Source organism: Pseudomonas sp. TE3899 (assembly GCF_056279105.1).
In genome coordinates, this window is record NZ_JBWBQR010000001.1 from 1,820,912 (window position 1) to 1,846,107 (window position 25,196).

The 25,196-nt window shown below is 62.2% G+C and carries 20 protein-coding genes; 13 read left to right on the top strand and 7 right to left on the bottom strand.

Features of this window, described 5'->3' with window-relative positions:
* Window positions 1-261: 261 nt before the first annotated feature.
* Window positions 262-2,100 (top strand): amidohydrolase, encoded by a 1,839-nt coding sequence (locus ACZ89E_RS08125; protein ID WP_476255318.1) that lies wholly within the window; start codon window positions 262-264, stop codon window positions 2,098-2,100.
* Between the two features lie 256 nt (window positions 2,101-2,356).
* On the top strand, window positions 2,357-4,069 hold the full coding sequence (locus tag ACZ89E_RS08130) for a hydrogenase maturation protein (protein WP_476255319.1): 1,713 nt from the start codon (window positions 2,357-2,359) through the stop codon (window positions 4,067-4,069).
* A gap of 111 nt (window positions 4,070-4,180) precedes the next feature.
* Here the strand turns inward: ACZ89E_RS08130 and ACZ89E_RS08135 are convergent, their stop codons facing one another.
* Window positions 4,181-6,817 carry an MGH1-like glycoside hydrolase domain-containing protein gene (locus ACZ89E_RS08135; RefSeq protein ID WP_476255320.1) on the bottom strand — a complete coding sequence of 879 codons (2,637 nt, stop codon included), beginning with the start codon at window positions 6,815-6,817 and terminating at the stop codon, window positions 4,181-4,183.
* 271 nt (window positions 6,818-7,088) lie between these two features.
* Between ACZ89E_RS08135 and ACZ89E_RS08140 the strand changes: the two genes are divergently transcribed.
* From ACZ89E_RS08140 to ACZ89E_RS08150, 3 genes are all read left to right on the top strand, one after another.
* The gene (locus tag ACZ89E_RS08140; protein WP_476255321.1) at window positions 7,089-7,952 is read left to right on the top strand and encodes a LysR family transcriptional regulator; all 864 of its coding nucleotides are present in this window, start codon (window positions 7,089-7,091) and stop codon (window positions 7,950-7,952) included.
* 95 nt (window positions 7,953-8,047) lie between these two features.
* The gene (locus tag ACZ89E_RS08145) at window positions 8,048-9,193 is read left to right on the top strand and encodes a sterol desaturase/SRPBCC family protein (RefSeq protein WP_476255322.1); all 1,146 of its coding nucleotides are present in this window, start codon (window positions 8,048-8,050) and stop codon (window positions 9,191-9,193) included.
* On the top strand, window positions 9,190-10,269 hold the full coding sequence (locus tag ACZ89E_RS08150; protein ID WP_476255323.1) for an SMP-30/gluconolactonase/LRE family protein: 1,080 nt from the start codon (window positions 9,190-9,192) through the stop codon (window positions 10,267-10,269). The genes ACZ89E_RS08145 and ACZ89E_RS08150 overlap by 4 nt, the downstream gene beginning before the upstream one ends.
* Before the next feature lie 144 nt (window positions 10,270-10,413).
* Here ACZ89E_RS08150 and ACZ89E_RS08155 read toward each other — a convergent pair whose 3' ends face one another.
* Both ACZ89E_RS08155 and ACZ89E_RS08160 read right to left on the bottom strand, forming a co-directional pair.
* The gene (locus ACZ89E_RS08155; RefSeq protein ID WP_463260533.1) at window positions 10,414-10,656 is read right to left on the bottom strand and encodes a hypothetical protein; all 243 of its coding nucleotides are present in this window, start codon (window positions 10,654-10,656) and stop codon (window positions 10,414-10,416) included.
* Window positions 10,657-10,759: 103 nt separating this feature from the next.
* Window positions 10,760-11,002: an HP1242/YdcH family protein gene (locus ACZ89E_RS08160; RefSeq protein WP_133836247.1), complete on the bottom strand. Its 243-nt coding sequence runs from the start codon at window positions 11,000-11,002 to the stop codon at window positions 10,760-10,762.
* 217 nt (window positions 11,003-11,219) lie between these two features.
* Between ACZ89E_RS08160 and ACZ89E_RS08165 the strand changes: the two genes are divergently transcribed.
* On the top strand, window positions 11,220-11,741 hold the full coding sequence (locus tag ACZ89E_RS08165) for a DUF4142 domain-containing protein (RefSeq protein WP_476255324.1): 522 nt from the start codon (window positions 11,220-11,222) through the stop codon (window positions 11,739-11,741).
* 230 nt (window positions 11,742-11,971) lie between these two features.
* On the opposite strand, the gene ACZ89E_RS08170 is transcribed toward ACZ89E_RS08165, so the two are convergent.
* Window positions 11,972-12,235 (bottom strand): hypothetical protein, encoded by a 264-nt coding sequence (locus ACZ89E_RS08170; RefSeq protein ID WP_463260532.1) that lies wholly within the window; start codon window positions 12,233-12,235, stop codon window positions 11,972-11,974.
* A 363-nt stretch (window positions 12,236-12,598) separates the two neighbouring features.
* On the opposite strand from ACZ89E_RS08170, the gene ACZ89E_RS08175 reads away from it, so the two are divergent.
* Genes ACZ89E_RS08175 through ACZ89E_RS08200 form a run of 6 tightly spaced genes read left to right on the top strand, consistent with a single transcriptional unit; the run spans window position 12,599 to window position 18,020 of the window.
* Window positions 12,599-13,450 (top strand): STAS domain-containing protein, encoded by an 852-nt coding sequence (locus ACZ89E_RS08175; RefSeq protein ID WP_149658187.1) that lies wholly within the window; start codon window positions 12,599-12,601, stop codon window positions 13,448-13,450.
* A gap of 4 nt (window positions 13,451-13,454) precedes the next feature.
* On the top strand, window positions 13,455-13,817 hold the full coding sequence (locus ACZ89E_RS08180; RefSeq protein ID WP_059405963.1) for an STAS domain-containing protein: 363 nt from the start codon (window positions 13,455-13,457) through the stop codon (window positions 13,815-13,817).
* Window positions 13,814-14,218 carry an anti-sigma regulatory factor gene (locus tag ACZ89E_RS08185; RefSeq protein ID WP_054055096.1) on the top strand — a complete coding sequence of 135 codons (405 nt, stop codon included), beginning with the start codon at window positions 13,814-13,816 and terminating at the stop codon, window positions 14,216-14,218. Before ACZ89E_RS08180 ends, ACZ89E_RS08185 begins: the two co-directional genes overlap by 4 nt.
* Complete coding sequence (locus tag ACZ89E_RS08190) at window positions 14,215-15,219, top strand: ATP-binding protein (RefSeq protein ID WP_476257031.1); 1,005 nt, start codon at window positions 14,215-14,217, stop codon at window positions 15,217-15,219. The genes ACZ89E_RS08185 and ACZ89E_RS08190 overlap by 4 nt, the downstream gene beginning before the upstream one ends.
* A complete protein-coding gene (locus ACZ89E_RS08195) occupies window positions 15,212-16,087 on the top strand; it encodes a sensor histidine kinase (protein WP_476255325.1) in 876 nt (291 codons plus the stop codon). The genes ACZ89E_RS08190 and ACZ89E_RS08195 overlap by 8 nt, the downstream gene beginning before the upstream one ends.
* Window positions 16,077-18,020, top strand: a complete 1,944-nt coding sequence (locus tag ACZ89E_RS08200) for a response regulator (RefSeq protein ID WP_476255326.1) — start codon at window positions 16,077-16,079, stop codon at window positions 18,018-18,020. The genes ACZ89E_RS08195 and ACZ89E_RS08200 overlap by 11 nt, the downstream gene beginning before the upstream one ends.
* A 132-nt stretch (window positions 18,021-18,152) precedes the next feature.
* Here the strand turns inward: ACZ89E_RS08200 and ACZ89E_RS08205 are convergent, their stop codons facing one another.
* The 3 genes from ACZ89E_RS08205 to ACZ89E_RS08215 all read right to left on the bottom strand — a co-directional run bounded on the left by ACZ89E_RS08205 (window position 18,153) and on the right by ACZ89E_RS08215 (window position 23,969).
* Window positions 18,153-20,777, bottom strand: a complete 2,625-nt coding sequence (locus ACZ89E_RS08205; RefSeq protein ID WP_476255327.1) for an excinuclease ABC subunit UvrA — start codon at window positions 20,775-20,777, stop codon at window positions 18,153-18,155.
* A 143-nt stretch (window positions 20,778-20,920) separates the two neighbouring features.
* A complete protein-coding gene (locus ACZ89E_RS08210; RefSeq protein WP_476255328.1) occupies window positions 20,921-23,032 on the bottom strand; it encodes a hybrid sensor histidine kinase/response regulator in 2,112 nt (703 codons plus the stop codon).
* Between the two features lie 247 nt (window positions 23,033-23,279).
* Window positions 23,280-23,969: a GntR family transcriptional regulator gene (locus ACZ89E_RS08215; RefSeq protein ID WP_149658191.1), complete on the bottom strand. Its 690-nt coding sequence runs from the start codon at window positions 23,967-23,969 to the stop codon at window positions 23,280-23,282.
* Between the two features lie 140 nt (window positions 23,970-24,109).
* Here ACZ89E_RS08215 and ACZ89E_RS08220 point away from each other — a divergent pair, with 140 nt between their 5' ends.
* Window positions 24,110-25,195, top strand: a complete 1,086-nt coding sequence (locus ACZ89E_RS08220; protein ID WP_149658192.1) for an ABC transporter ATP-binding protein — start codon at window positions 24,110-24,112, stop codon at window positions 25,193-25,195.
* Window position 25,196 lies beyond the last annotated feature (1 nt).

A 25,196-nucleotide genomic window follows, 5' to 3' on the forward strand; every position in this document is an offset into this window, starting at 1 on the left:
TTTAGGCGGGCGGGGAATCTAACCGATTGGCCCCGGAGTTAAAACAGGCTGCCCATGGATTTGCGGTCTATATTCCTTCTGGCCGCATGCGTCAGACATCGGCTGTTCAATCCCGGTTTTTTGATGAAGAACTGAGCGCAGAACACTGCCATGAGCCCACCTGACGAGCACAACGGATTCAACCGCCGCCATGTACTGCAAGGCCTTACAGCAGGCGCCGTCGGTGCATGGGTCAGCCCACTTTTCGCAGGGAGTAAAACCATGCCCGACGCCCCGGCCGATCTGATTCTGTACAACGGTCGCTTGCACACCGTCGACCGCAAGAAACCCCAGGCCAGTGCCGTGGCGATCAAGGACGGACGCTTCGTGGTGGTCGGCAGCGATGCCCAGGCCATGGCCCTGCAAGGCCCCGGCACGCAGATCATCGACCTGCACGGGCGCACGGTGATTCCCGGCCTCAACGACTCGCACCTGCACCTGATTCGCGGCGGCCTGAACTACAACCTGGAACTGCGCTGGGAAGGCGTGCCGTCGCTGGTCGATGCCTTGCGCCTGCTCAAGGACCAGGCCGAACGCACGCCGACGCCACAATGGGTGCGCGTGGTCGGTGGCTGGAACGAATTCCAGTTCGCCGAGAAACGCCTGCCCACCATTGAAGAACTGAACAAAGCCGCGCCGGACACCCCGGTGTTCGTCCTGCACCTCTACGACCGCGCCCTGCTCAACCGTGCCGCGTTGAAAGTGGTCGGCTACACCCGCGACACGCCGAACCCGCCGGGCGGCGAAATCGTCCGCGACGCCAATGGCGACCCCTCCGGCATGCTGATCGCCCGGCCCAACGCGATGATTCTCTACTCGACCCTGGCCAAGGGGCCGAAACTGCCGCTGGAACACCAGGTCAACTCGACCCGGCAGTTCATGCGCGAACTCAATCGCTTGGGCGTGACCAGCGCCATCGATGCCGGTGGCGGCTATCAGAATTACCCGGACGACTATCAGGTCATCCAGCAACTGGCGGACGACAAGCAACTCACGGTGCGCATCGCCTACAACCTGTTCACCCAGAAACCCAAGGAAGAACTGACCGACTTCAAGAACTGGACCAGCACCTCCCATTACGGCCAGGGCGACGACTTCCTGCGACACAACGGCGCCGGGGAAATGCTGGTGTTCTCGGCGGCGGATTTCGAGGACTTCCTGGAGCCGCGCCCGGACCTGCCGCAAACCATGGAGCAAGAGCTCGAACCGGTGGTGCGTCACCTCGTCGAGCAACGCTGGCCGTTCCGTTTGCACGCCACCTACAACGAATCCATCAGCCGCATGCTCGACGTGTTCGAGAAGGTCAATCGCGACATTCCGTTCGATGGTTTGCCATGGTTCTTTGATCACGCCGAAACCATCACCCCGCAGAACATCGAGCGGGTCAAAGCCCTGGGCGGTGGCATTGCGATTCAGGATCGCATGGCGTTCCAGGGCGAATACTTCGTTGACCGCTATGGCGCCAAAGCCGCCGAACACACGCCGCCGATTGCGCGGATGTTGGCCGAAGGCATTCCCGTCGGCGCCGGCACCGATGCGACGCGGGTGTCGAGCTACAACCCGTGGACCTCAATGTATTGGCTGGTCAGCGGCCGCACCGTCGGCGGTCTGGAGTTGTACCCCCAAGGCCTGAGCCGCGATACGGCGCTGGAGCTGTTCACCCATGGCAGCGCCTGGTTCTCGTCCGAGCAAGGGCAGAAAGGCCAGATCAAGGCCGGGCAATTGGCGGATTTGATTGCGCTGTCGGCGGACTACTTCCACATCGAGGACGAAGGGATCAAGTGGATCGAATCGGTGCTGACCATTGTCGACGGCAAGATTGTCTACGGCAGTGTCGAGTTTGAAAAACTCTCGCCACCGCCGATCCCGGTGGTGCCCGAGTGGTCGCCGGTCACCCAAGTGCCGGGCCACTGGAAGCCGTTGGCCGCGCAGGTTCATCAATGTGTCGGCGCGTGTGCGGTGCATGCCCACAGTCACCAGCGGGCGCGGTTGTCGTCGGCGCCGGTCAGTGACTTCCAGGGGTTCTGGGGGGCGTTTGGCTGTTCCTGTTTCGCCTTCTAACCACGACCCCTGTAGGAGCAAAGCTTGCTCGCGATGGCGTCGTTGAAATCGCCTTCGCGGGCAAGCCTTGCTCCTACAGATGCGTGCAAAACCTGTAGGAGCTTGCTCCTACAAGGGCTTTGCGTGAATGAAGAAAAAAGATTGATCCCGGTCAGGTGGGTGTGCCCGGGCACTCTCTACTATCGCCCTTCCATCGAAAGCCAAGGACGGCTCATTGCGAGCGCTGTGGCTGAACATTCTCAAGGAAGAGGCAATCATGCGTTCACTGAAGATCATCCTGCTGTCATCAGCCTTCAATGGCCTGACCCAACGGGCCTGGCTGGAATTGCGCCAGGCCGGGCATAGTCCCAGCGTCGTCCTGTTTACCGACGAAAACGCGGTGTGCGAACAGATCGAACAGTCCGGCGCCGACCTGGTGATCTGCCCGTTCCTCAAGGACCGGGTGCCGCAACAACTGTGGAGCAACCCCAAGCGTCCACTGGTAATCATCCATCCCGGCATCGTCGGTGACCGTGGCGCCAGCGCGCTGGACTGGGCCATCACCCATGAGCGGGATCGCTGGGGTGTCACCGCGTTGCAAGCGGTGGAAGAAATGGACGCCGGGCCGGTCTGGGCCACGAGTGAATTCAACCTGCCCCAGGGCCTGCGTAAATCCGAGCTGTACAACGGGCGGGTCAGTGACGCGGCGATCCGTTGCATCCGCGAAGTCGTAGAAAAATTCATCGCCGGGTTTGTCCCGGTGCCGGTGGATTACCGCCAGCATCAGGTGCTGGGCCGCTTGCAGCCGAACATGAAACAGGTCGATCGCACGTTCAGCTGGCACGACTGCTCGCAGTTCATCAAACGCAGCATCGACGCGGCCGATGGTCAGCCCGGTGTGCTGGCCAGTCTGGCCGGCGGTCAGTACTACCTGTATGACGCGCATCTGGACTCACGCACGGGCACGCCGGGGCAGATTCTGGCGGTGCATGACGATGCGGTGCTGGTGGCGACCGGTGATCACAGCCTGTGGATCGGCTCCTTGCGGCGCAAACCGCTGCCCGGCGAAGAAACCTTCAAGCGTCCGGCCCGGCATGTGCTCGGTCGGCAGTTGAGTGAAGTGCCGACCCTGGACTGGTCGATTGCGTCGAACCCTTTCAACCTTGAGGCCTATCAACCGATCAGTTATCGCGAGTCCGGGCAGGTCGGCGAATTGACGTTCGAGTTCTACAACGGCGCCATGAGCACCGAGCAGTGCCAACGGCTGGTCGAGGCGCTGCGCTGGGCCAAGGCCCGGGACACCCAGGTGTTGCTGATCAAGCGCGGGCGCGGCAGTTTTTCCAATGGCGTGCACTTGAACGTGATCCAGGCCGCCGAGGTGCCGGGGCTGGAAGCCTGGGCGAATATTCAGGCGATTGACGACGTCTGCGAGGAACTGCTGACGGCCCGGCAACTGGTGATCAGCGGCGTGACCGGCAGTGCCGGGGCTGGCGGCGTGATGCTGGCGCTGGCCGCCGACATCGTGTTCGCCCGTGCCGAGATCGTGCTCAATCCGCACTACAAAACCATGGGCCTGTACGGCTCCGAATACTGGACCTACAGCCTGCCCCGCGCGGTCGGCCAGGCCATGGCGGAACAACTGACCGAACAATGCCTGCCGGTGAGCGCCGCCCAGGCCCTGCAATTGGGCATGGTCCAGGAAATCGGCCCGCGTTGCCCCAACGAGTTTGGCTTGTGGTTGCTGCAACGGGCCAATGGCGCGCTGAACGATCCGGCGTACGCCGCCATCCGTGAGCGCAAGGGACGCAACGACACCCAACTGATGCAACATTGCCGAAATGCCGAGCTGGAAGAGATGCACCTGGACATGGTGCAGAACCGCAAACAGTTCGCCGAGAAGTGCAGCCACTTCGTGTTCAAGCGCAAGGCGTGTGGCACGCCGCAGCGGTTGGTCGCGGATTGGGCGCGGCAGGTCGAGTTAACCGACTGATCGTTAATGATCGTTCCCACGCTCTGCGTGGGAATGCCTCAAGGGACGCTCCGCGTTCCAAGGGGACGCAGAGCGTCCCGGGCTGCATTCCCACGCGGAGCGTGGGAACGATCATCTTCCAGGCTGTAAAAGAAGCGCCACCAACGCCGTCCACCCCGTCTGGTGGCTGGCCCCCAACCCGCGCCCGGTCTCGCCATGAAAATATTCATGGAACAACACCAGGTCGCGGCTGGCCGGGTCAGCCTGCAACTGCGCATAACCGGCCATCGACGGCCGATTACCCTCTTCATCGCGCAGAAACAGCTTGGTCAGCCGCTGGCTCAAGCTGTCCGCCACCTCCTCCAATGACGCCAGAAACCCCGACCCCGTCGGGTATTCCACCGAAAAATTCTGGTCGTAGTACCGGTGAAACTCGCGCAACGACTCAATCAGCATGTAGTTGATCGGCATCCACACCGGCCCGCGCCAGTTGGAGTTGCCGCCGTACAGCCGCGATTCGGATTCCGCCGGCTCATAGTGCGCGCACAAACTGTCGCCATTGATCCGAATGCCGAAGGGTTGTTCGGCAAAAGCCTTGGACAGGGAACGGATACCGAACGCCGATAAAAACTCACTTTCATCGAGCATGCGCTTGAGCAAGTCCTTGGTCCGTTCGCCCCGCAACAGCGCGAGCAACATGCGATTGCCTTCGCCGGGTTCGGTCCAGCGCGACACCAGGCTGGCCAGGTCCGGGCGATGGCGCATGAACCCGAGCAAGCGTTCGCGCAAACCGGGCAAACCTTCATGTTCGTGTTGCTCCAGGACCTGCACGGCGAACAGCGGCATCAGGCCGACAATCGAGCGCAAGCGCAGCGGCTCGTTCACCCCATCCGGGCGGTGCAGCACGTCGTAGAAAAACTGATCCTGCTCATCCCACAAGCCTTCGGCCTCGGAGTCGATCTTGTTGATTGCCCCGGCGATGTACAGAAAGTGCTCGAAGAACTTCACCGCGATATCGACGTACACACTGTTGCGCTTGGCCAGCTCCAGGGCGATGCGCATCAGGTCCAGCGCATAGGCCGCGACCCACGCCGTGCCGTCGGCCTGATCCAGTTGGTAACCGGGGGGCAGAATCGCCGAGCGGTCAAACAGTGCGATGTTGTCCAGCCCCAGGAATCCGCCCTGGAACAGGTTGCGGCCCTCGGCGTCCTTGCGGTTGACCCACCAGGAAAAATTCAGCAGCAGTTTGTGGAAGATCCGCTCGAGAAAATCCATGTCTCCGGTGCCGGTCAACGCCTTGTCCTGCTGATACACGCGCCAGCAGGCCCAGGCATGCACCGGCGGGTTGGCGTCGTCGAAACGCCACTCGTAGGCCGGCAACTGACCGTTGGGGTGCATGAAGCGATCTTTGACCAGCAGCAACAGTTGGTGCTTGGCGAACCCCGGATCGATCAACGCAAAGGCCACTGCTTGGAAGCCCAGGTCCCACGAGGCGTACCACGGGTATTCCCAGGTATCGGGCATCGAGACGATGTCGACATTCGACAGGTGTCGCCAATGGGTGTTGCGAATGTGCGTGCGCTCGGGGGGCGGCGCCGGTTGGGTCGGGTCGCCGTCGAGCCACTGGTTGACGTCGAAATAGTAGAGCTGTTTCGACCAGAGCAAACCGGCCAGTGCCTGGCGCTGCACATTGCGCGCATCGGCGTCCTTGATCTCGGCTTGCAGCGCGGCGTAGAAACCATCGGCCTCGGCGCGGCGCCGTTCGAACAGGGTCCGGGCGTTGATCTGCGGGGAACCGGCCGGGGCAAAGCGCAGGAACACGCTGCGAGTCTGGCCGGCGTCGAAGTTCAGGGTGAAATGCGCGGCGACCTTGGTGCCGCTGTCACGGCGCACTGCATCGGTGGTGCCATCGACAATGAAATCATTGATGCCGTCCTTGAACGGGCCTTGCGCCGACACGCCATCGAGCGCGGGGAAGTTGCTCTGGTTTTCGCAGAACAGCCACTCGCAATCGGCCTCGCCCCACGCGGTGGCTTGGCGGTCCGGCATGTGCGGATGTTGCGCCAGGACCCGATCACCACTGAGGCTCAGGTTGGGTTTCTGCCCATCGGCCACCCAGCTCCAGGTGTTGCGCGCCCACAGGTGCGGCAACACGCGCAGGCGCGCCGGCTGCTCGGCGCGGTTATGCACGGTGACGCGCATGAAGATGTCGTCGGCAGTGTGCTTGGCGTACTCCACCGTCACGTCGAAATAGCGGTTGTCGTCGAACACCCCGGTGTCGAGGATTTCATATTCGGTATCGGTCAGGCCCCGGCGGGCGTTTTCAGCCACCAAGTCAGCGTAAGGAAATTCGGCATGGGGGTATTTGTAGAGCATGCGCATGTAGGCATGGCTCGGCACGCCGTCGACGAAGAAATACAGTTCCTTGACGTCTTCACCGTGATTGCCTTCGCTGTTGTTCAGGCCAAACAGGCGTTCCTTGATGATCGGGTCGCGCTCGTTCCACAAGCCCAGGCCCAGGCACCAGTGCTGGGCCTTGTCGCTGAACCCGGCCAGGCCGTCCTCGCCCCAGCGATAGGCGCGGCTGCGCGCATGTTCGTGGGGAAAATAACGCCAGGCGTCACCGTCACGGCTGTAATCCTCACGCACCGTGCCCCACTGGCGTTCGCTCAAGTAAGGCCCCCACTCGCGCCAGTCCGGGGCCTCGCTGCCGGCCAGGCGTTGGCCTTCAGGGGTATCGAGGATCGTGGCGGTGGGTTTTGCCGGCATGAGGTCGTCCGTTGGGTCGGGAGATTGATGCAGTGTAGTGCGCGGGGGTTAGAGGGAATGTGAAAACTCTGACACCTTTGGTACTGAAACCTGCAGGCACCATGGAACCTGTGGCGAGGGAGCTTGCTCCCGCTGGGTCGCGCAGCGGCCCCAAAATCTTGTGAGCGCTGCGCACTCAAGCGGGAGCAAGCTCCCTCGCCACAGGCAAGCTCCCTCGCCACAGGGTATCGATGGCTCTTACAATGCGGACACCTTCAACACCGGCCACCCCATGGACATCGACCTCGCCCGCACCTTCCTGGAAATCGTCCGCCACGGCAGCCTCGCCGCCGCCGCGCAGAAGCTCCACGTGACCCAGACCGCCATCACCGCGCGGGTGCAGAAACTCGAAAGCCAGTTGGGCAGCACCCTGTTCGTGCGCAACCGTGCCGGCGCTCGCCTGACCCCGAATGGGGAAGCCTTTGTGGTGTACGCCAATCAACTGGTGCAAACCTGGGAAGCTGCGCGCCGGGACCTGCCGTTGCCCGAAGGCTATCGCGACGTGTTGCACATCGGCGGCGAAGTCAGCCTGTGCAATCCGCTGATGCTCAGTTGGGCCGCCGAGTTGCGGGAGAAGATCCCCAGCCACGCCCTGCGCATGGAAATCCGCGACGGTGAAAACCTGCTGCGCCAACTGGAACTGGGTGTGCTCGACGCGGCGCTGGTCTACCAGCCCGAATATTGGCCACGCCTGCAAGTGGAACAGGTGCTGGAAGAAAAACTGATCCTCGTGCGCCTGGCTGACCAACCCGACCCGTACGTGTACATCGACTGGGGCCCGGATTTCCGCCGCCAACACGACGCCGCCCTACCGGAAAAAGCCAAGGCCGCCCTGAGTTTCAACCTCGGCCCATTGGCCTTGCAGTACCTGCTGGAGCATGGCGGCAGTGGTTATTTCCGCACCCGGGTGGTGCAGAGTTATCTGGAAAGCGGCGTGCTGGAAGCGGTGGCCAAGGCCCCGGAATTCAGTTACCCGACGTACCTGGTTTACTCCCGGGACCGGGATTCGGCGACCCTGCAACAGGCGTTCGATCTGCTGCGCGATGTGATCAAGACCGACGATGACTGGTCCCAGCGCTGGAACCCGTTGGGCTGAGTCCATCAAGTGGCGTTTGTGCCCTCAACGTTCGCCAGGCCTGCGCGGCGGGATCGGCTAATCTGCTGTGATAACAACAATCACAGGTGAGCGCAGTGAGGCAGACCACCCAGGCTTTTCGCAGCCGTTACCGGGCCGACATTCATCGGCTCTACAACCCGTGGCTGCACGGCACCTTCGTGCTGCTGTTCGGCCTCCTCGCCATCGCCGGGTTCTGGCGCACGGTGCAACAGGTGCAGGCGCTGGAATGGCTGACGGTGCCGCTGACGCTGTTGTTCTTCAACTTTGGCGTGTACATGGTGCATCGCCACCTTGGGCACCACAAAAAGAGCTTCGCGCGGATGTTCTATGCCAGGCATGCCGGCGATCATCACAGCTTCTTTACCCCCGGCCACATGACCTACGACAGCGCCCGGGACTGGCGGGTGATTCTGTTCCCGGCGTGGCTGATCGTGCTGCACACGCTGGTCATCACCCTGCCCCTGTGGTGGCTGTTTTCCCGGGTCAACGCCAATGTAGCCGGGTTGTTTGGCGGCTGCATGGTCCTGGGTTACCTGACCTATGAAGTGTTCCATGCCTGCGAGCATTTGCCGCCGCGCAACCCGATCACACGGCTGCCGTGGATCCGCCAGATGCGCCGCCTGCATGAACTGCATCACCGCCGCGAAGTGATGCAGGAGCGCAATTTCAATATCGTGTTTCCGCTGATGGACTACCTGTTCGGCACCCTGTACTGGGAGCCGGAGCACACCCACCCGAACCCGACGAGAACGCCCATGACCCGCATGCAGCACCCGATCGACATCGCCGGCAACCCGATTGCCGTGCTCGCCTACGCCAGCACCGTGACCCGTTGGCCGGAGTGGCATCCCTCGTCGCTCAAGGTCGATGGCCAGGCCGGGCCGCTGCATGCGGGGTCGCGTTTTGAAGAGGACATCCGCGCCGGCGGGCGTGACGGGCACTTGAGCTGGGAGGTCGAGGAGTATTTGCCAGGGCGACGCTGGCGTGCCCGGGCCCAAGGCGATCATGGGTTGTCGCTGGTGGTGACCTACGAGTGCGAGGCGCTCGGCGACGGCACACGGTTTGTCCGGACCCTGGATTATCGGTTCAGCGGTTTGGGCATGCGCATCGCCAATCGGTTGCTGCTCAAGCGGCGCATCGAGCATGAGTCGGCGGCGTCGATGCTGGCGCTGCGCAACATGGCGCAAAAGCACCTGGCACCCGCAGGCGTGAGCGCATGAGGGCCCTCTTCAGGTGTGTGTTGTTGCTGATCGTCGTATTTGTCGCGTTTTTACTGCTGATGCCAAGCAAAGTCGAACCGGTGGCCTGGACACCGGCAGCGGCGCCGTCATTGGCCAGCGGGGTGTACGCCGACAATCAGCGACTCAAGGACGTGGAGCGTATTGGTTCTTCGGACATCGACGGTCCCGAGGCGTTATTGCTGGAAAACGACCTGCTGATCACCGGTTTGCACGACGGCCGGGTGATTCGCAGCAGCCTCGACGGCAACGTCAGGACCGTGCTGACCGACACGGGTGGCCGGCCGTTGGGACTGGCCCGGCATCCCAATGGTTTGCTGGTGATCGCTGACGGGGTCAAGGGCTTGCTGTCCCTTGATGCCCAGGGTCGGGTGATCCCATTGACCACAGAAGCGAATGGCGTGCCGTTCGGTTTTACCGATGACGTGGTGATCGACAAGCCCGGGCACTACGCCTACTTCAGTGATGCGTCGAGTCGCTGGGGCTATGGCAAGGATGGCGAGGCGATTATGGAGCACGGCGGCGACGGTCGTTTGCTGCGCTATGACTTCCAGAGCGGCAAGACCACCCTGCTGCTGGATAAGCTGGAATTCGCCAACGGCGTCACCCTCGGGCCCGACGATGCGTTTGTGCTGGTCAACGAAACCGGCGCCTACCGCATCACTCGCTATTGGCTGAGCGGGCCGAAAGCCGGGACCCATGATATGTTTATCGACAACCTGCCGGGGCTGCCGGACAACCTGGCGTTCAACGGGCGGGATCGCTTCTGGGTGGCGCTCTATGCCCCGCGCAACAAACTGCTGGACGCCACAGCGCCGCACCCGTTCGTGCGCAAGATGATCGTGCGGGCGATGATGGTGTTGCCCAAACCGGTGGAGAAACGGGCGTTCGCGTTGGGGCTGGACCTGGACGGCAAGGTGATTGCCAATTTGCAGGATGCGGGCAGCGGCAATTATTCGCCGATCACCACGGTGCGCGAGTATGGAGACTGGTTGTATTTTGGGTCGTTGACAGCGCGGCACATGGTGCGGTTGCCGCTCAGCAAAGCCTTGAACTGATCGTCAATCAAACACCAAACCTGTAGGAGCAAAGCTTGCTCGCGAACGCGGCGTGTCAGTCAACATGGATGTTGAATTTGATCACGCCTTCGCGAGCAAGCTTCGCTCCTACAGGGGGGCGGCATCTGAAGAGGGTCAGGCCAATCAACGCGGATCCCTCTCGCCATCGCGCTCGGCGTTGTCGGTTTCTTCGCGCACCCGTTCAGGATCGAGGTCGGTGCCGTCGCGCTGTTCCATCGGCTTGGCGCCTTCGTTGTTCGGCAGCTCGTCGATGCCCGGTTCGTCCTCGGGGTGGACGGTCGTGCGCCCTGGGCTCAGCGGTTCGGGATGGGTCGGGATCGGGTCGTACCCGCCCTGCTCTTCACTGGGGAATTTTGGCTCTGTCATAAGGGCACCTCTGAGAAGCGAGTCATGAATGGAGAGACTCTGTACTTTCGAGGTGCCGGGCTTTATCGCCGTTCCAACTATTCAGTCACCGGTCGTCGGTGGCTCAGGACGACGCCTGGAGTTGCTGGACGATCTTGTCCTTGACCTGCAATCGCTGTTCCTTGAGCTTTTTCAGTGCGTCGTCGCTGGGGGCATCGGACTGGGCCGTTTCGGCCTTGACCACCTCATTGTCCGCCTGCACATATTTATTGATCAGTGAATCCAGTAACGGATCCGTGGTGCGTTTTTGCTGGATAACTTCCTTGGGAATGTTCAGGTCCTGATAAAGGTTGTGTGGCACCGGCATGGAACACCTCCGTTTGTTGATCGGTAGCAAACGCGATCAATTGCGTTCACCAACCATCAGAATGGCCTCGGTTACCCGGTTCTGTCGACCTCCTGTCAGACCAGCGGTGGCCGTTCGTCGTCGTTTGGCGTTTGCGATCAAACCTTTCGTCGAGTCCCGACCTCCATTGAATAACGATCACCTCGATCGCTCATAAAACCCGTGTGGAGAAGAACCAATGGACGGATTTACCCTGCGCCACCTCGCCCTGGCCGTTGCCCTGAGCACCAGCATGGGCACCGCGTTCGCGGCCACTTCCAATGATTTCGTCGACAATGCCGCGGCCGGCGGCATCGCTGAAGTTGAAACCAGCAAACTGGCCCTGGAAAAAAGCGCATCGGCGGACATCAAATCGTTCGCCAACATGATGATCACCGACCACACCAAGGCCAACGATGAACTGGCGGCGCTGGCGAAAAAGCATGACATCGAGGTGCCGGACAGCACGACACTGGTCAATCAGGCCAAGGCGAAAATCCTCGACCTGCGCGATGAATCCTTCGATGCGGCCTACGCCAACAATCAGGTGAAGGCCCACGAAGAAACCATCGCACTGTTCAAGAAAGAAGCCGACACGGTGACCGACGACAAAAAACCGGGCGCCACCGACTTCAAAGGCTTCGCGCAGAAGATGTTACCGGCGCTGGAGAAGCATCTGGACGCGGCCAAAGCCTTGCAAGCGAAGCATCCAAGCAAATAACCCGGACAAAGAACCGCATCCAGAAGATTAGCGCCAGTCAGACAAGCGATGAGTAACCTGTGGCGAGGGAGCTTGCTCCCGTTGGACTGCGCAGCAGCCCCCTTCTTTAGTCAGGTAAAGAGAGGGGCCGCTGCGCAGCCCAGCGGGAGCAAGCTCCCTCGCCACAGATTCAGTGTCAGGTTTGACTGATTGGCATAAATCCGGTCGATGCGGTTTTTTTTCGTCTGCGGTTAGCCGCCATCAGTATCGATATCGGCATCGGTATCCTCACCGGGTTTTGGCCGGTCGGGATGCGGTTTGAAGCCGGGACTGAACTCGTTGTCGTTGTCGGTGTGGCGGTTCTTCTGGTCGACCGCGGGGTCGGCGCTGTCCGGCTTGGCGGTCTGTTCGCCCTGGCCGCGATTACCTTCACCCGGGACCTGCGGGTCAATCGCCGGGTCATTGCGATCAACCGGCGCCCCGGATTGATCCTGTTGCTGGGATTGCTCTTTCATAGCTACCTCGTTCGTCACTGCACTTGCGCGGCTGGAAACAGTCGGCCATGAAGATTCGAAGCCATCCCCGGCGCAGGGTTCAATCTCATGAAACCCGGTCTCTCTGTAGGAGCGAGGCTTGCCCGCGAAGGCGTCTTCGAAATCGTCATCGCGGGCAAGCCTTGCGCCTACAAACGGCGTCGGTTGGATTGTTGAAGATCAAGGGCAAGATCAAAAGATCGCAGCCTTCGGCAGCGCCTACTAGAGTGAAGGATGAAAAAAATCCTGCCGTGCGCGAACAACTATTTCGCACGGCAAATGTCACTGATTCGCGCCGATCATTTTTATGGGGTATCGGCCATCATTCCCAAGGAGTCAAGACACATGGCGGCACTGCACAGCAACACACTCGAAGCGATGAAGAAAACCCAGGCGCAATTGCTCGCCGAATGGACGAACAGCCTCGAGGCCAGTGGTGCCACGCGCAACATCAAGGAACAAGACCTCAAGCAACAGACCTCGGAGTTCCTGCACCTGGTCATTACCGGGCTGGAACGCGGCAACGGGCAGAACATCGCCGCTGCGGGCTGGGACGAGATCCGCCAATTCCTCGAAAAACTCTCCCATAGCCGCGCCATGCTCGGCCAGGACTCGCAGCAGACCGCCAGTTTCATCTTTTCCCTCAAGGGACCGATGTTTAGCCTGCTGCAAACCGAATACAAACAGGACCCGGCGCAATTGGCCGAACAACTCTGGGAAGTCTCCGAGCTGCTCGATGCCCTGGGCATGCACACCATCCGCACCTTCCAGAAGTCCCGCGAGGCGGTGATCAAGCGTCAGCAAGAAGAACTGCTGGAACTGTCGACCCCGGTGGTCAAGCTCTGGGACGGCGTGCTGGCACTGCCGATGATCGGCACCCTCGACTCGCAACGCACCCAGGTGGTGATGGAATCGCTGCTGCAACGGATCGTCGACACCGGCTCGGAAATCGCCATTATCGACATCACCGGCGTGCCCACCGTTGACACCCTGGTGGCGCAGCACCTGCTCAAGACCGTCACCGCGATTCGCCTGATGGGCGCCGATTGCATCATCAGCGGCGTGCGTCCGCAGATCGCGCAAACCATCGTGCACCTGGGCCTGGACCTGCAAGGCGTGGTGACCAAGGCCAACCTGGCCGACGCCCTGAAACTGGCCCTGACCCGACTGGGAATCACCGTCAGCAAGGCGGTATGAGCCGATGGAGCGCATCCCGATTCTGCAAATGGGCGACTTCCTGCTGGTGACCATCCAGGTCGACATGCATGACCAGCTCGCCCTCACTCTTCAGGACGATCTCTCCGAGCGCATCAGCCGCACCTCGGCCCGGGGCGTGCTGATCGATATCTCGGCGCTGGACATGGTCGACTCGTTCATCGGGCGGATGATCGGCACCATCTCCGGCCTGTCGAAAATCATGGATGCCCAGACCGTACTGGTGGGCATGCAACCGGCCGTGGCCATCACCCTCGTGGAGTTGGGCCTGACCCTGCCCGGCGTCAGCACCGCGCTGAACGTCGAGCGGGGGATGAAACTGCTGCAGGCTCGAGTACGCGAACAATGACCGTGCGCAGCAGCGGCAGCCAGCCCATCCAAATCGAGCAAGACGTGGTCCTGGCCCGCCAGACCGCGCGCAAACTCGCCCAGGAATGCGGCATGCGCCTGATCGACCTGACCAAACTGGTGACCGCCGTCAGCGAGCTGGCGCGCAACACCATGGTGTATGGCGGTGGCGGCGACATGGACTGGCAGATCCTCGACGAAAACGCGCGCACCGGGTTGCGCCTGGTCTTTCGTGACGAAGGCCCGGGCATCCCCGACATCAAGTTGGCCATGACCGACGGCTGGACCTCCGGCAGTGGGCTTGGGCTTGGGCTGACCGGGGCCAAACGGCTGGTGGAAGAGTTCGAACTGGAAACCGAGCCTGGCAAAGGCACTCGCATAACGATTACCCGATGGACATGAACATTGGCGGTACCCTCACGCTCGTGTTGCCGATCGAAGACAGCAGTCAGATCGGTCATGCCCGGCGCACCGCGCAAAAACTCGCAGAATTAAACGGCTTCGACGCCACCGACGCCGGACGTGTGGCGCTGGTGGCCACGGAACTGGCGAGCAACATCCTCAAGCACGCCGCAAGAGGCGAATTGCATCTCAGGACCCTGCCCCGCCCGACCGGCGCCGGGATCGAAATCCTCGCCGTGGACCGGGCCGGCGGCTTTGATTTGCAAGCGTGCCTGACCGATGGATTTTCCACCGGCGGCACCCAGGGCATCGGGCTCGGGGCGGTGTCGCGCCAGACCGAAGTATTTGATGTCTATGCGGACTCACGGGGCGCAGTGCTGTTGGCGCGTCTGTACCCGCGAACTGACAAGGCGCCGGACCGACGCATCGGCGTCAGTCAGCATTCATTGCATAACGACCCGGCGTGTGGCGATGTCTGGCACCTGGCGTTCGACGGGCCGCGCATCAGTGTGCTGGTGATCGATGGCCTGGGCCACGGCGAAGACGCCGAACGCGCCGCCCGTGCCGGAGAGAAAGCTTTCGCCCTGGCACCGTTCGCCTCGCCGATGCTGTTGCTCGAAGACATGCATCACGCCATGATCGGCACCCGTGGCGGCGCGGCAGCCTTCGCCCAGTTCGATGGCGATGCCTTGAAATATGTCGGCATCGGCAATATCGGCGGCTGCCTGATTACCCCGGACAAATCCCGTGGCCTGGCCTCCCACCCCGGCATCGTCGGCGGCCAATACCGGAAGGCTCAACCCTTTGACTATGCTCAAGTGAACGGACACCTATTGATCATGTACAGCGACGGCCTGCAGTCCCGATGGAACCTGCAAGATTACCCCGGCCTGGTGCACCGCCACCCCGCCGTGATTGCCGCTGTCCTGCACCGCGATTTCTGTCGCAGCCGGGACGATGTAACGGTAGTGGTCGTTGCCCTGGAGGCCGCGCATGGCTGAGTCACCCAACCTGACGCCGGACGAACAAGCGTCGCTGATCGCCCAATTGCAAGGCGAAGCCACGGCGCTGCGCAACGAACTCGAAGAAACCAACCAGGGGGTGCTGGCGCTCTACGCCGAGCTGGATGAACAGGCCGAACAACTGCGCCAGGCCTCGGACCTGAAAAGCCGCTTCCTGTCGTACATGAGCCATGAATTCCGCACGCCGCTGGGCTCGATCCTGAGCATCACCGGCCTGCTGACCGATGAACTCGACGGCCCGTTGAGCCCCGAGCAGCACAAGCAGGTGGCGTTTGTCAGCGGTGCCGCGCGGGAGTTGAGCGACATGGTCGACGACCTGCTCGACCTGGCGAAGATCGAGGCCGGGCGCATCAGTATTTCCCCGGCCTGGTTCGACATGCTCGACCTGTTCGCCGCCCTGCGCGGCATGTTCCGGCCGATTGTCGATGGCAGCGCCGTGGACCTGATCTTCGAAGAGCCGGTGGGTCTGCCGCGGCTGTTCACCGACGACAAGAAACTCGCGCAGATCCTGCGCAACTTCATTTCCAACTCGCTGAAGTTCACCACCCGTGGTGAAGTCCGGGTCTCGGCGCGCCTGGAAAACAGCGATCACGTGCGCTTCGCCGTCAGCGATACCGGAATAGGTATCGCCCCGGAGCTGCATGGCGCATTGTTCGAGGACTTTTCTCAAGTTGACTCGCCATTGCAGAAACGCTTGCGCGGCACCGGACTGGGTCTGTCACTGTGCAAACGCTTTGCCGAGTTGCTGGGCGGCGAAGTCGGGGTACAAAGTACGCCGGGTGCCGGTTCGACCTTTTTCGTGATCATCCCGCTGGCCATCGCCGTGGAGCCTGCCGATGAAACGTGACATCTGCCTGTTGATCGTCGACGACAACGTCGCCACCCGCTACGCCTTGCGTCGGCGCCTGGAACGGCATGGCTACGCTATTCTCGAAGCCGGCACCGGTGGCGAGGGCCTGGCGCTGATCGACAGCGAGCGGATCGACGCGCTGATCCTCGACGTCAACCTGCCGGACATGAGCGGCTTCGACATCGTGCGCAAACTGCGCGCCGATGCGGCGACCGCGCTGCTGCCGGTGATTCACGTGTCGGCAGCCTCGATCCAGACCGGCGACATCATAACCGGCCTGGACGCCGGCGCCGATGCCTACCTGATTCACCCCGTGGACCCGGACGTGTTGCTGGCCACCCTGCGCACGCTGCTGCGGGTGCGCGACACCGAGAATGCCTTGCGCGAAAGCGAGGCGCGCTTTCGCGAGATTTTCACCAACGTCTCGGCGCCCATCGCGGTGATGGACGCGGCGCTGAAAGTCCACGAATGCAATCACGCCTTCGCCCAACTGATCCAGGACAACCTTGACCCGGACACCTTGCGCGAATGCTTTGCCGACGATCAAGGCGCGGTGATTGATGAATTGCGCCTGCGCCTGGCCTATGGCGAGCGCTGGAAAGGCACGCTGAACATGCGGGTCGAAGGTCAGGTGCGGGAAACCGAGTGGCAGATTTCACCCTATCGCACCCCGGAATTGAGCCTGGTGTTCGTCGAGGATGTCACCGAACACCGGCACCGCGAACGCTCGCACCTGGCCCGGCTCGACGACGCCACCACGCAACTGGCCAAGGAAGTCGCCGAACGGGTGCGCACCGAAGCACAACTGCTGCAAGTGCAGAAAATGGATGCCCTGGGCAAGCTCACTGGCGGCATCGCCCATGACTTCAACAATTTGCTCACCGGCATCATCACCAGCCTGGAACTGATCCAGAAACGCATGGCCGATGGGCGCACCGAAAAGGTTCAGTTCTACGCCGAGGCGGCGCTGAACTCGGCCATGAGCGCTGCGTCCCTGACCCATCGCCTGCTGGCCTTTGCTCGTCAGCAGCCGCTGGATACCCGGCCGGTGGACATCAACGAGAACATCCGTTCCCTGGAAGAACTGCTGATTCGCACCATCGGCGAGCGCATTACCCTGAGGCTGGAACTGACCTCCAAGGCGGCCATCGCGCTGGTCGATCCGATCCAGCTGGAAAGTGCCGTGCTCAACCTGGTAATCAACGCCCGGGATGCCCTGCCCCAGGGCGGCAATATCTGGGTCAGCACCTACGCCGCCTATTCCCACGGCGACCCGAATCTGGCGGACGGCGCCTATGTGGCACTGGCGGTTCGTGATGACGGCACCGGTATCGAGCACAGTGTGATCGACAAGGTGTTTGATCCGTTCTTCACCACCAAGCCGCTGGGCCAGGGCACCGGGTTGGGGTTGTCGACCATTTACGGTTTCGCCCGGCAGTCGGGGGGCGATGCGCATATTCGCAGCGTGGCCCGGCGCGGGACCGAAGTAACCATTATGTTGCCGGCCAGCGCTGATCCGACGGCGATCGAAATCCCGTCGGTGACCGTCGACTCCCAAGGCTCGGGCGAGCATGTGCTGATCGTCGAGGACATGCCCTCGGTGTGCATGTTCGTCGCCGAAGTGCTGGTGGACGCCGGCTATCGCTGCACGCAGGTGGGTGATATCGAATCGGCGCTGGAGCGTTTGCAGAGTGATCCGTCGATTGACCTGATGCTCACCGACGTCGGGTTGCCGCGCATGAGCGGGCGGGAACTGGCGGATGTCGCCCGGGGTTGGCGTGAAGGGTTGCCGATTCTGTTCATGACCGGTTATACGGAGAATGCGCTGAATCGCCAGGTGTTCCTGGGCGAAGGCATGGACATGCTGGTCAAGCCGTTTCAGATCAGTGAATTGCTGGACAAGGTTCGCCGCTCCCTCGACGGCGCCTGAAAACAAACCTTGCTCCTACAGGACCTGATCGTTCCCACGCTCTGCGTGGGAATGCCTCAAGGGACGCTCCGCGTTCCAATGGGACGCAGAGCTTCCCGGGCTGCATTCCTTTGCTGCGCGTGGGAACGATCATTACTGCAGCACTCGGGCCAAGAACGGCGCCGTGCGGCTTTTCTTGTTTTTGGCCACGGTCTGCGGCGTTCCCGCCACGACAATTTTGCCACCCTGATCCCCCGCCCCCGGCCCGATGTCGATCACCCAGTCGCTCTGGGCGACCACGCGCATTTCATGCTCGACCACGATCACCGTGTGCCCCGCCGTCACCAGCGTATCCAGCTGCTCCAGCAACCGATCGACATCCCGTGGGTGCAACCCGGTGGTGGGCTCGTCGAGCACGTACAGGGTCGCGCCGCGCTGGTTGCGTTGCAATTCGGTGGCCAGTTTGATCCGCTGGGCTTCACCGCCGGACAGTTCGGTCGCCGGCTGGCCCAGCCTCAAGTAGCCCAGGCCAATATCGCGCAGCACCTCCAGCGAGCGGTGGATCCCCGGTTGCCCGGCAAACACCGTGACCGCTTCGTCCACCGTCAGTTGTAACACCTGGGCGATGCTCAAGCCCTCCCAGGTGATGGCCAGGGTCTGAGGGTTGTAGCGGGCGCCGTGGCAGGTCGGGCACGGCGCGTAGACGCTGGGCATGAACAGCAATTCAACGCTGACAAACCCCTCGCCTTCGCAGGTCGGGCAGCGACCCTTGGCGACGTTGAAGGAAAACTGCCCGGCGTCGTAGCCCTCGGCCTGGGCCTCAGGAGTAGCAGCGAACAGCTTGCGCACGTTATCGAACAGCCCGGTGTAGGTCGCCAGGTTCGAGCGCGGGGTGCGGCCGATGGGTTTTTGATCGACTTGCACCAGGCGCTTGATCGATTCCAGCCCCGCCGTGACCTGGCCGCCACTGACTTGCGGCGCGTCGTCCTCCAGGCTCAGTTCTTCCGGTTCGCTGGCCGTTCGCCCCAGGTGAGCGCCGACCAGTTCCAGCAACGCCTGGCTGACCAGGCTCGACTTGCCGGAACCCGACACACCGGTCACAGAGGTAAAGCAGCCCAGTGGGAACTCGACGCTGAGGTTGTTCAGGTTGTTGCGGGTGATGCCTTCCAGTCGCAGCCAGTCCTTGGCCTTGCGAATCTTGCGCGTTGCCGTGACCTGCTCGGCGAACAGGTAGGCACGAGTCTGGGAAGCCGTGACGTGCTCCAGCCCCGAAGGATGACCGCTGTAGAGAATGTGGCCGCCATGCTCGCCCGCCGCCGGTCCCACGTCGATCAACCAATCCGCGCGGCGCATGGTTTCCAGGTCATGCTCGACCACAAACAACGTGTTGCCCGCCGCTTTCAGGCGTTGCAAGGCTTCGAACAACGCCTCGCCATCCGCCGGATGCAGACCGGCCGAAGGCTCATCCAGCACGTAGATCACGCCAAACAACTGCGAACCCAACTGCGTGGCCAACCGCAGGCGCTGCAACTCGCCGGACGACAGGGTCGGCGTGCTGCGTTCCAGGGCCAGGTAACCGAGGCCCAGATCGGTCAAGGTGCTGACCCGCTCCAGCAAGTCCTGGGCGATGCGTTGCGCCGCCAGGCGTTTCTCCACCGACAGGTTCGGCGTGTGGCGCACATCCGGCGCATTGGCGTGGCCACTGGCGCCGTGGGCGATGCGCTGCTCGCGGGCCTCGCGGGTCTGGTCGTGGGTCAGGACTTCGCCGGGCTCGTCGGCCTGTTCCAGATAACTGTGCGCCGCCACCGGTTTCAGCACCTCGGCCACTTGCAGCAACGGCATCTGCGACAACTCGCCGATGTCGTAACCGGCAAAGGTCACCGACAGCGCCTCGCGCTTGAGGCGCTTGCCGTCGCACAACGGGCACGGGCTGCCGAGCATGAATTGCGAGACACGCTTCTTCATCAACGCGCTTTGGGAATGGCTGAAGGTGTGGAGGATGTAGCGTCGGGCGCCGGTGAAAGTGCCCTGGTAACTCGGTTCCATCTTGCGCTGGAGCGCGACTCTGGTTTCTTCCGGGGTCAGCCCGGCGTACACCGGCACGGTGGGGGTTTCTTCGGTGAACAGAATCCAGTCGCGCTGCTTTTTCGGCAGCTTGCGCCAGGGAATGTCGACGTCGATGCCCATGGTCACGAGGATGTCCCGCAGGTTCTGGCCTTGCCAGGCCAGCGGCCAGGACGCAATCGCCCGTTGGCGGATGGTCAGGCCCGGGTCCGGGACCATCAGCGCTTCGGTGACTTCGTAGACGCGCCCCAGACCATGGCATTCAGGGCAGGCACCTTGGGGTGTGTTGGGCGAAAAGTCCTCGGCATAAAGCATCGTTTGCCCCGCCGGGTAACTGCCGGCGCGTGAATAGAGCATGCGGATCAGGCTCGACAACGTGGTCACGCTGCCCACCGAAGAGCGCGTGCTCGGCGTGCCCCGCTGCTGTTGCAGGGCCACGGCGGGCGGCAGGCCTTCGATGGAGTCGACATCCGGCACCCCGACCTGATCGATCAGGCGCCGGGCATAGGGCGCCACGGATTCGAAATAGCGCCGTTGCGCTTCAGCGTAGAGGGTCGAGAACGCCAGTGACGATTTGCCCGAACCGGACACGCCGGTGAACACCACCAGCGCGTCACGGGGAATATCCACGTCGACGTTCTTGAGGTTGTGTTCCCGGGCGCCGCGCACCCTGACCATGCCGGAAGGAGGGGTTGGGGTGCGCTTTGAAGTCATGAAATTACCTTGATTAGATCACTGAAAAAACGCAAATCCCTGTAGGAGCGAGGCTTGCCCGCGAAGGCGGTGTGTCAGTCAACATCATATCGACTGGACGGACGCCTTCGCGGGCAAGCCTCGCTCCTACAGGTTTGCGCGTGTTAGCCATTGAGGACGGTGCGCACCATTTGCGCCAGCGCCTGCGGCCCATACGGCTTGCTGAGCAGGTGTGTATCGGGGCTCAACTGGTGATTGCGCGAGATGATGTCGCGGGTGTGTCCCGAGGTAAACAGCACCGCCACCGGCGGCTCCTGGACTTTGGCCCACGCCGCCAGGTCCGAGCTTTTGATCAGGCCCGGCATGACCACGTCGGTGAAGATGATGTCCACGGCCACGCCCTCCAGCAACATCTGCATGGCCATGTCGCCATTGTTGGCGGTCAGCACCTCGTAGCCCTCCTCGCGCAGCAACTCCACCGCCGCAATGCGCACCGCGTCGTTGTCCTCGACCACCAGAATGGTTTCATGCCCACCACGCTGCGGCGCTGCCGGGGTCGCTGGTTCGTTGGGCAACGGTCGCAGGCTGCGCGGGAAGTACAGCTGCACCCGCGTGCCTTCGCCGATCACGCTGGAGATCTCGATATGCCCGCCGCTCTGCTTGACGAAGCCGAACACCATGCTCAAGCCCAGGCCGGTGCCCTGGCCATCAGCCTTGGTGGTGAAAAACGGTTCGAACGCCTGGGCCAGCACCTCGGGCGGCATGCCGGCACCGGCATCGGTCACGGTCACGCGCAGGTAGTCGCCGGCGACGATGCCCTTGCCCGCGCAGAACCGCCGGTCCAGGACGATGTTCTCGGCACTCAGGCCGATGATGCCCTCGCCCTTCATCGCATCGCGGGCGTTGATCGCCAGGTTGAGGACGGCGTTTTCCAGTTGATTGCGGTCGACGTGGACGCGCCAGGCATCGTCGGCCAGCGCCACATTGATCTGAATGGTTTCGCCCAGCGCCCGTTGCAGCAACTCGCCCAGGCCTTCGAAGATCTGCCGGGGGTCGCACACCGCCGGCGACAGCGGTTGACGGCGGGCAAACGCGAGCAGTTGCGACGACAGTTTGGCCCCGCGCTCCACCGCCGCAATCGAGGCACTGACCCGGCGCTGAACGTTGGCGTTGTCCGGTTCGTGGCGGGCCAGTAAATGCAGGTTGCCGGCAATCACTTGCAGCAGGTTGTTGAAGTCATGGGCCACGCCGCCGGTGAGGCCGCCGATGGCTTCCAGCTTCTGGGCCTGCCGCAATTGCTCCTCCGCCGCCAGCCGTGCACCGACTTCATCGGCCACCCGCTGTTCCAGGTTACGGGTGAACCTGAGCAAGGATTCTTCAGCGGTCTTGCGTTCGTGAATGTCGATCAACACCCCGGGAAAGCGAAACGCCTTGCCCTGTTGGTTGAACTCGCAACAGCCGCTGGCCAGCACCCACAGGTAGCTGCCGTCGGGGCGCAGCACGCGGTATTCGGCGTTGTAAGGCGCGCCGGTTCGCACGGCTTGATCGACCTGTTCCTGAACCCAGGCACGGTCGTCGGGATGAATGCGCGATTCGGCGATGCGCGAGGGCAAATCGGCGAGGTTGCAGTCCGGGGGATAGGAAAAGGTGCGGGCGAAACGCTCGTCCCCGGACAATACGTTGGCCTCGATGTCCCAGACGAACGAACCGATCAAGGCCCCGGCATTAAGCGCCAGGCGCACCCGTTCGTTGTCGGCGCGATAGGCGTCCTCCGCTTCCTGGCGCCGGCGCTCGGAAATCACATGGGCGGTGGTCTCGACCACCATCGCCATGACCCCGGCGGGACGCCCTGCATCATCGGCGACCGGGCTGTAATAGAGATCGAGCCAGACGTCCTCGGGAACGCCATTGCGCAACAGCACCAGAACTTTATTGTGATAGGTCAAGGTGCCGCCGGCCAGGCAGGTATCGACCACGTGGCGGTTGAACTCGGCGACTTCCGGCCACCCGAGTTCCACCGGCGCACCCAGCAGATAGGGATGGCGGCCACCGGCGAATGCCGAGTAGGCGTCGTTGTAAATCATGTAGCCCGCCCGTCCCCAGAGCATCACCATCGGCAAGGGCGACGCGAGCATCAGTTGCACGGCACTGCTCAGGCTGCGCGGCCAGCTATCGATCGTGCCCAGCTCGGTCAGGCTCCAGTCGAACGCGCGAATGCGTCCGGCCATTTCGCCATTCCAGCCGGCACATCCGTGACTATCCGATAGAAACTGCATTGACTGACTCTGCGTCCTGTAATGGCGACCGTTTGTTTCGAGCACGCTGGGCGCCAATGGTTTCATAGAGGTTAGCTGATTCACACATGCCAGGCTTTTGTGGCGAGGGGGCTTGCTCCCGCTCGGCTGCGAAGCAGTCGCAAACCAGCCAACTCGGTGGTGGCCGGTTTGGGAGTGCTGCGCACTCCAGCGGGAGCAAGCTCCCTCGCCACAGGTGAAGAGTCAGCCTCAAGCCCAGCGCTGTCGGCTACACCTCAATCAAATGCTTGAGCGGATGGTAGTCAGTTTTCAAGGTGGCGGCGACGTCGAGGATCGCCTTCTCGATGCCGTTCAGGTGCATGCAGGTCAGCTCGATCGCCGCGCTCTGGTTACCGGCCTCGATGTACTCGATCAAGCGCAAATGCTCGTCGTCGCGGCAGGCTTCGTGGCTGTCATCGTCCAGCGCGGCGGCGTACAGCGAGGCGCGGGAGATCAGTTTCTGGAACCAGTCCAGCAACACCGGATTATTCAGGCTGCGGGCGAGTTTGATGTGGAACTCGCCGAGCAGATGAATCAGCCGCTCATGGTCGCCGCTGCGGTGCGCTTCGTCTTCGAGCAGCAAATGATCGCGCAAATCCTGGGTCACCGCCGTGTCACGACGCCGGCACAATTCGCTGACGATACCGATCTCGATCAGGCGCCTCGTTTCGAACAGCGAACGAATCTCTTCGTCACTGGGCAATGACACCGACGCCCCTTTATTGGGCTCGGTCGTCACCAGTCCATCCGCTTCCAATTGCTTGAGCGCGGCACGAACCGACGTTCGGCTGACATTAAAAAGCTCGGCCAACGACGCCTCGCCCAGCTTCATCCCCGGACGCAACGAGCGCTTGCTGATCGCCTGGTAAACCCCTTGGTAGACGCGGTCGACCGTGGTCTCCAGTTTTTTCTCCGCCATTCCCACACTCCTTTGGCCCTGCGTAATCGACCCCTGGCGCTGATCAGCCTTTGAAAAAGGGGGTTGCACGGGCAGATTAATCCGGTTATTTCTAGATTGCATCCAAACATTGCATACAATAATTAGAGGATTGCACCATTATGGGTCAACCGATAGCCATTGCAGTGCGCAACGTGTCCAAGCGGTACTCCGACGATCCGGGCCTGGCGCCAGCCCTCGATAACGTGTCCGTGGACATCGCCGACAACGAATTCTTCACCCTGCTCGGCCCTTCCGGCTGCGGCAAAACCACCTTGCTGCGCACCATCGCCGGTTTCGAGCACGTCAGCGACGGCGAGATCCGCCTGGCGGGCGAACCGGTCAATGACTTGCCGCCGTTCAAGCGCCGGGTCAACACGGTGTTCCAGAGCTACGCGCTGTTTCCGCACATGAGTGTCGCGCAGAATATCGCCTTCGGCCTTGAGATGCAGGGTCTTGATCGCAAGTCGATCCCGAAACGGGTCGATGAAATGCTCGCGCTGGTGCAAATGCAACACCTGGCCAAGCGTAAACCGGCGGAGTTGTCCGGTGGTCAACAGCAGCGGGTCGCTCTGGCTCGGGCCTTGGCGCCGAAACCCAAGGTGCTGCTGCTCGACGAACCCCTGTCGGCCCTGGACCTGAAGTTGCGCAAGGAAATGCAGGTCGAACTCAAGCGCGTGCAGAAAGAAGCCGGGATAACGTTCATTTTCGTCACCCACGATCAGGAAGAAGCCCTGACCCTGTCCGATCGCATCGCCGTGATGTCCGCCGGCAAGATCCTGCAGATTGGTACACCAAACGATATCTACGAGCGCCCCAAGCATCAGTTCGTCGCCCAGTTCATCGGCGACATCAACTTCCTCCCCGGCCACCTCAAGCGTGGCCAGCAGAATGAAAAACTCTTCGTGCCCAGCGGCATGCCAGTGGAGATCCCCTGCCCGGCCCAGGGTTTCGACGGCGCCGCCGTGCAACTGGCGTTCCGTCCGGAGCGTTCGCAACTGGTCGATCCTTCGCAACCGCATCATCTGCGCGGCGTCATTGAAGCCGTGCTGTATGTCGGCACCGCCACGCTCTACCAGTGCCGCTTGAACAACGACATCAAGGTCATGCTGCGCGAGAACAACGAAGGCCTGAACCGTGGCCGGGTGGTCGGGGATCGCGTGGCGGTCAACCTGCCGCCCCACGCCTGCCTGTTGATGGAGGCCTGAG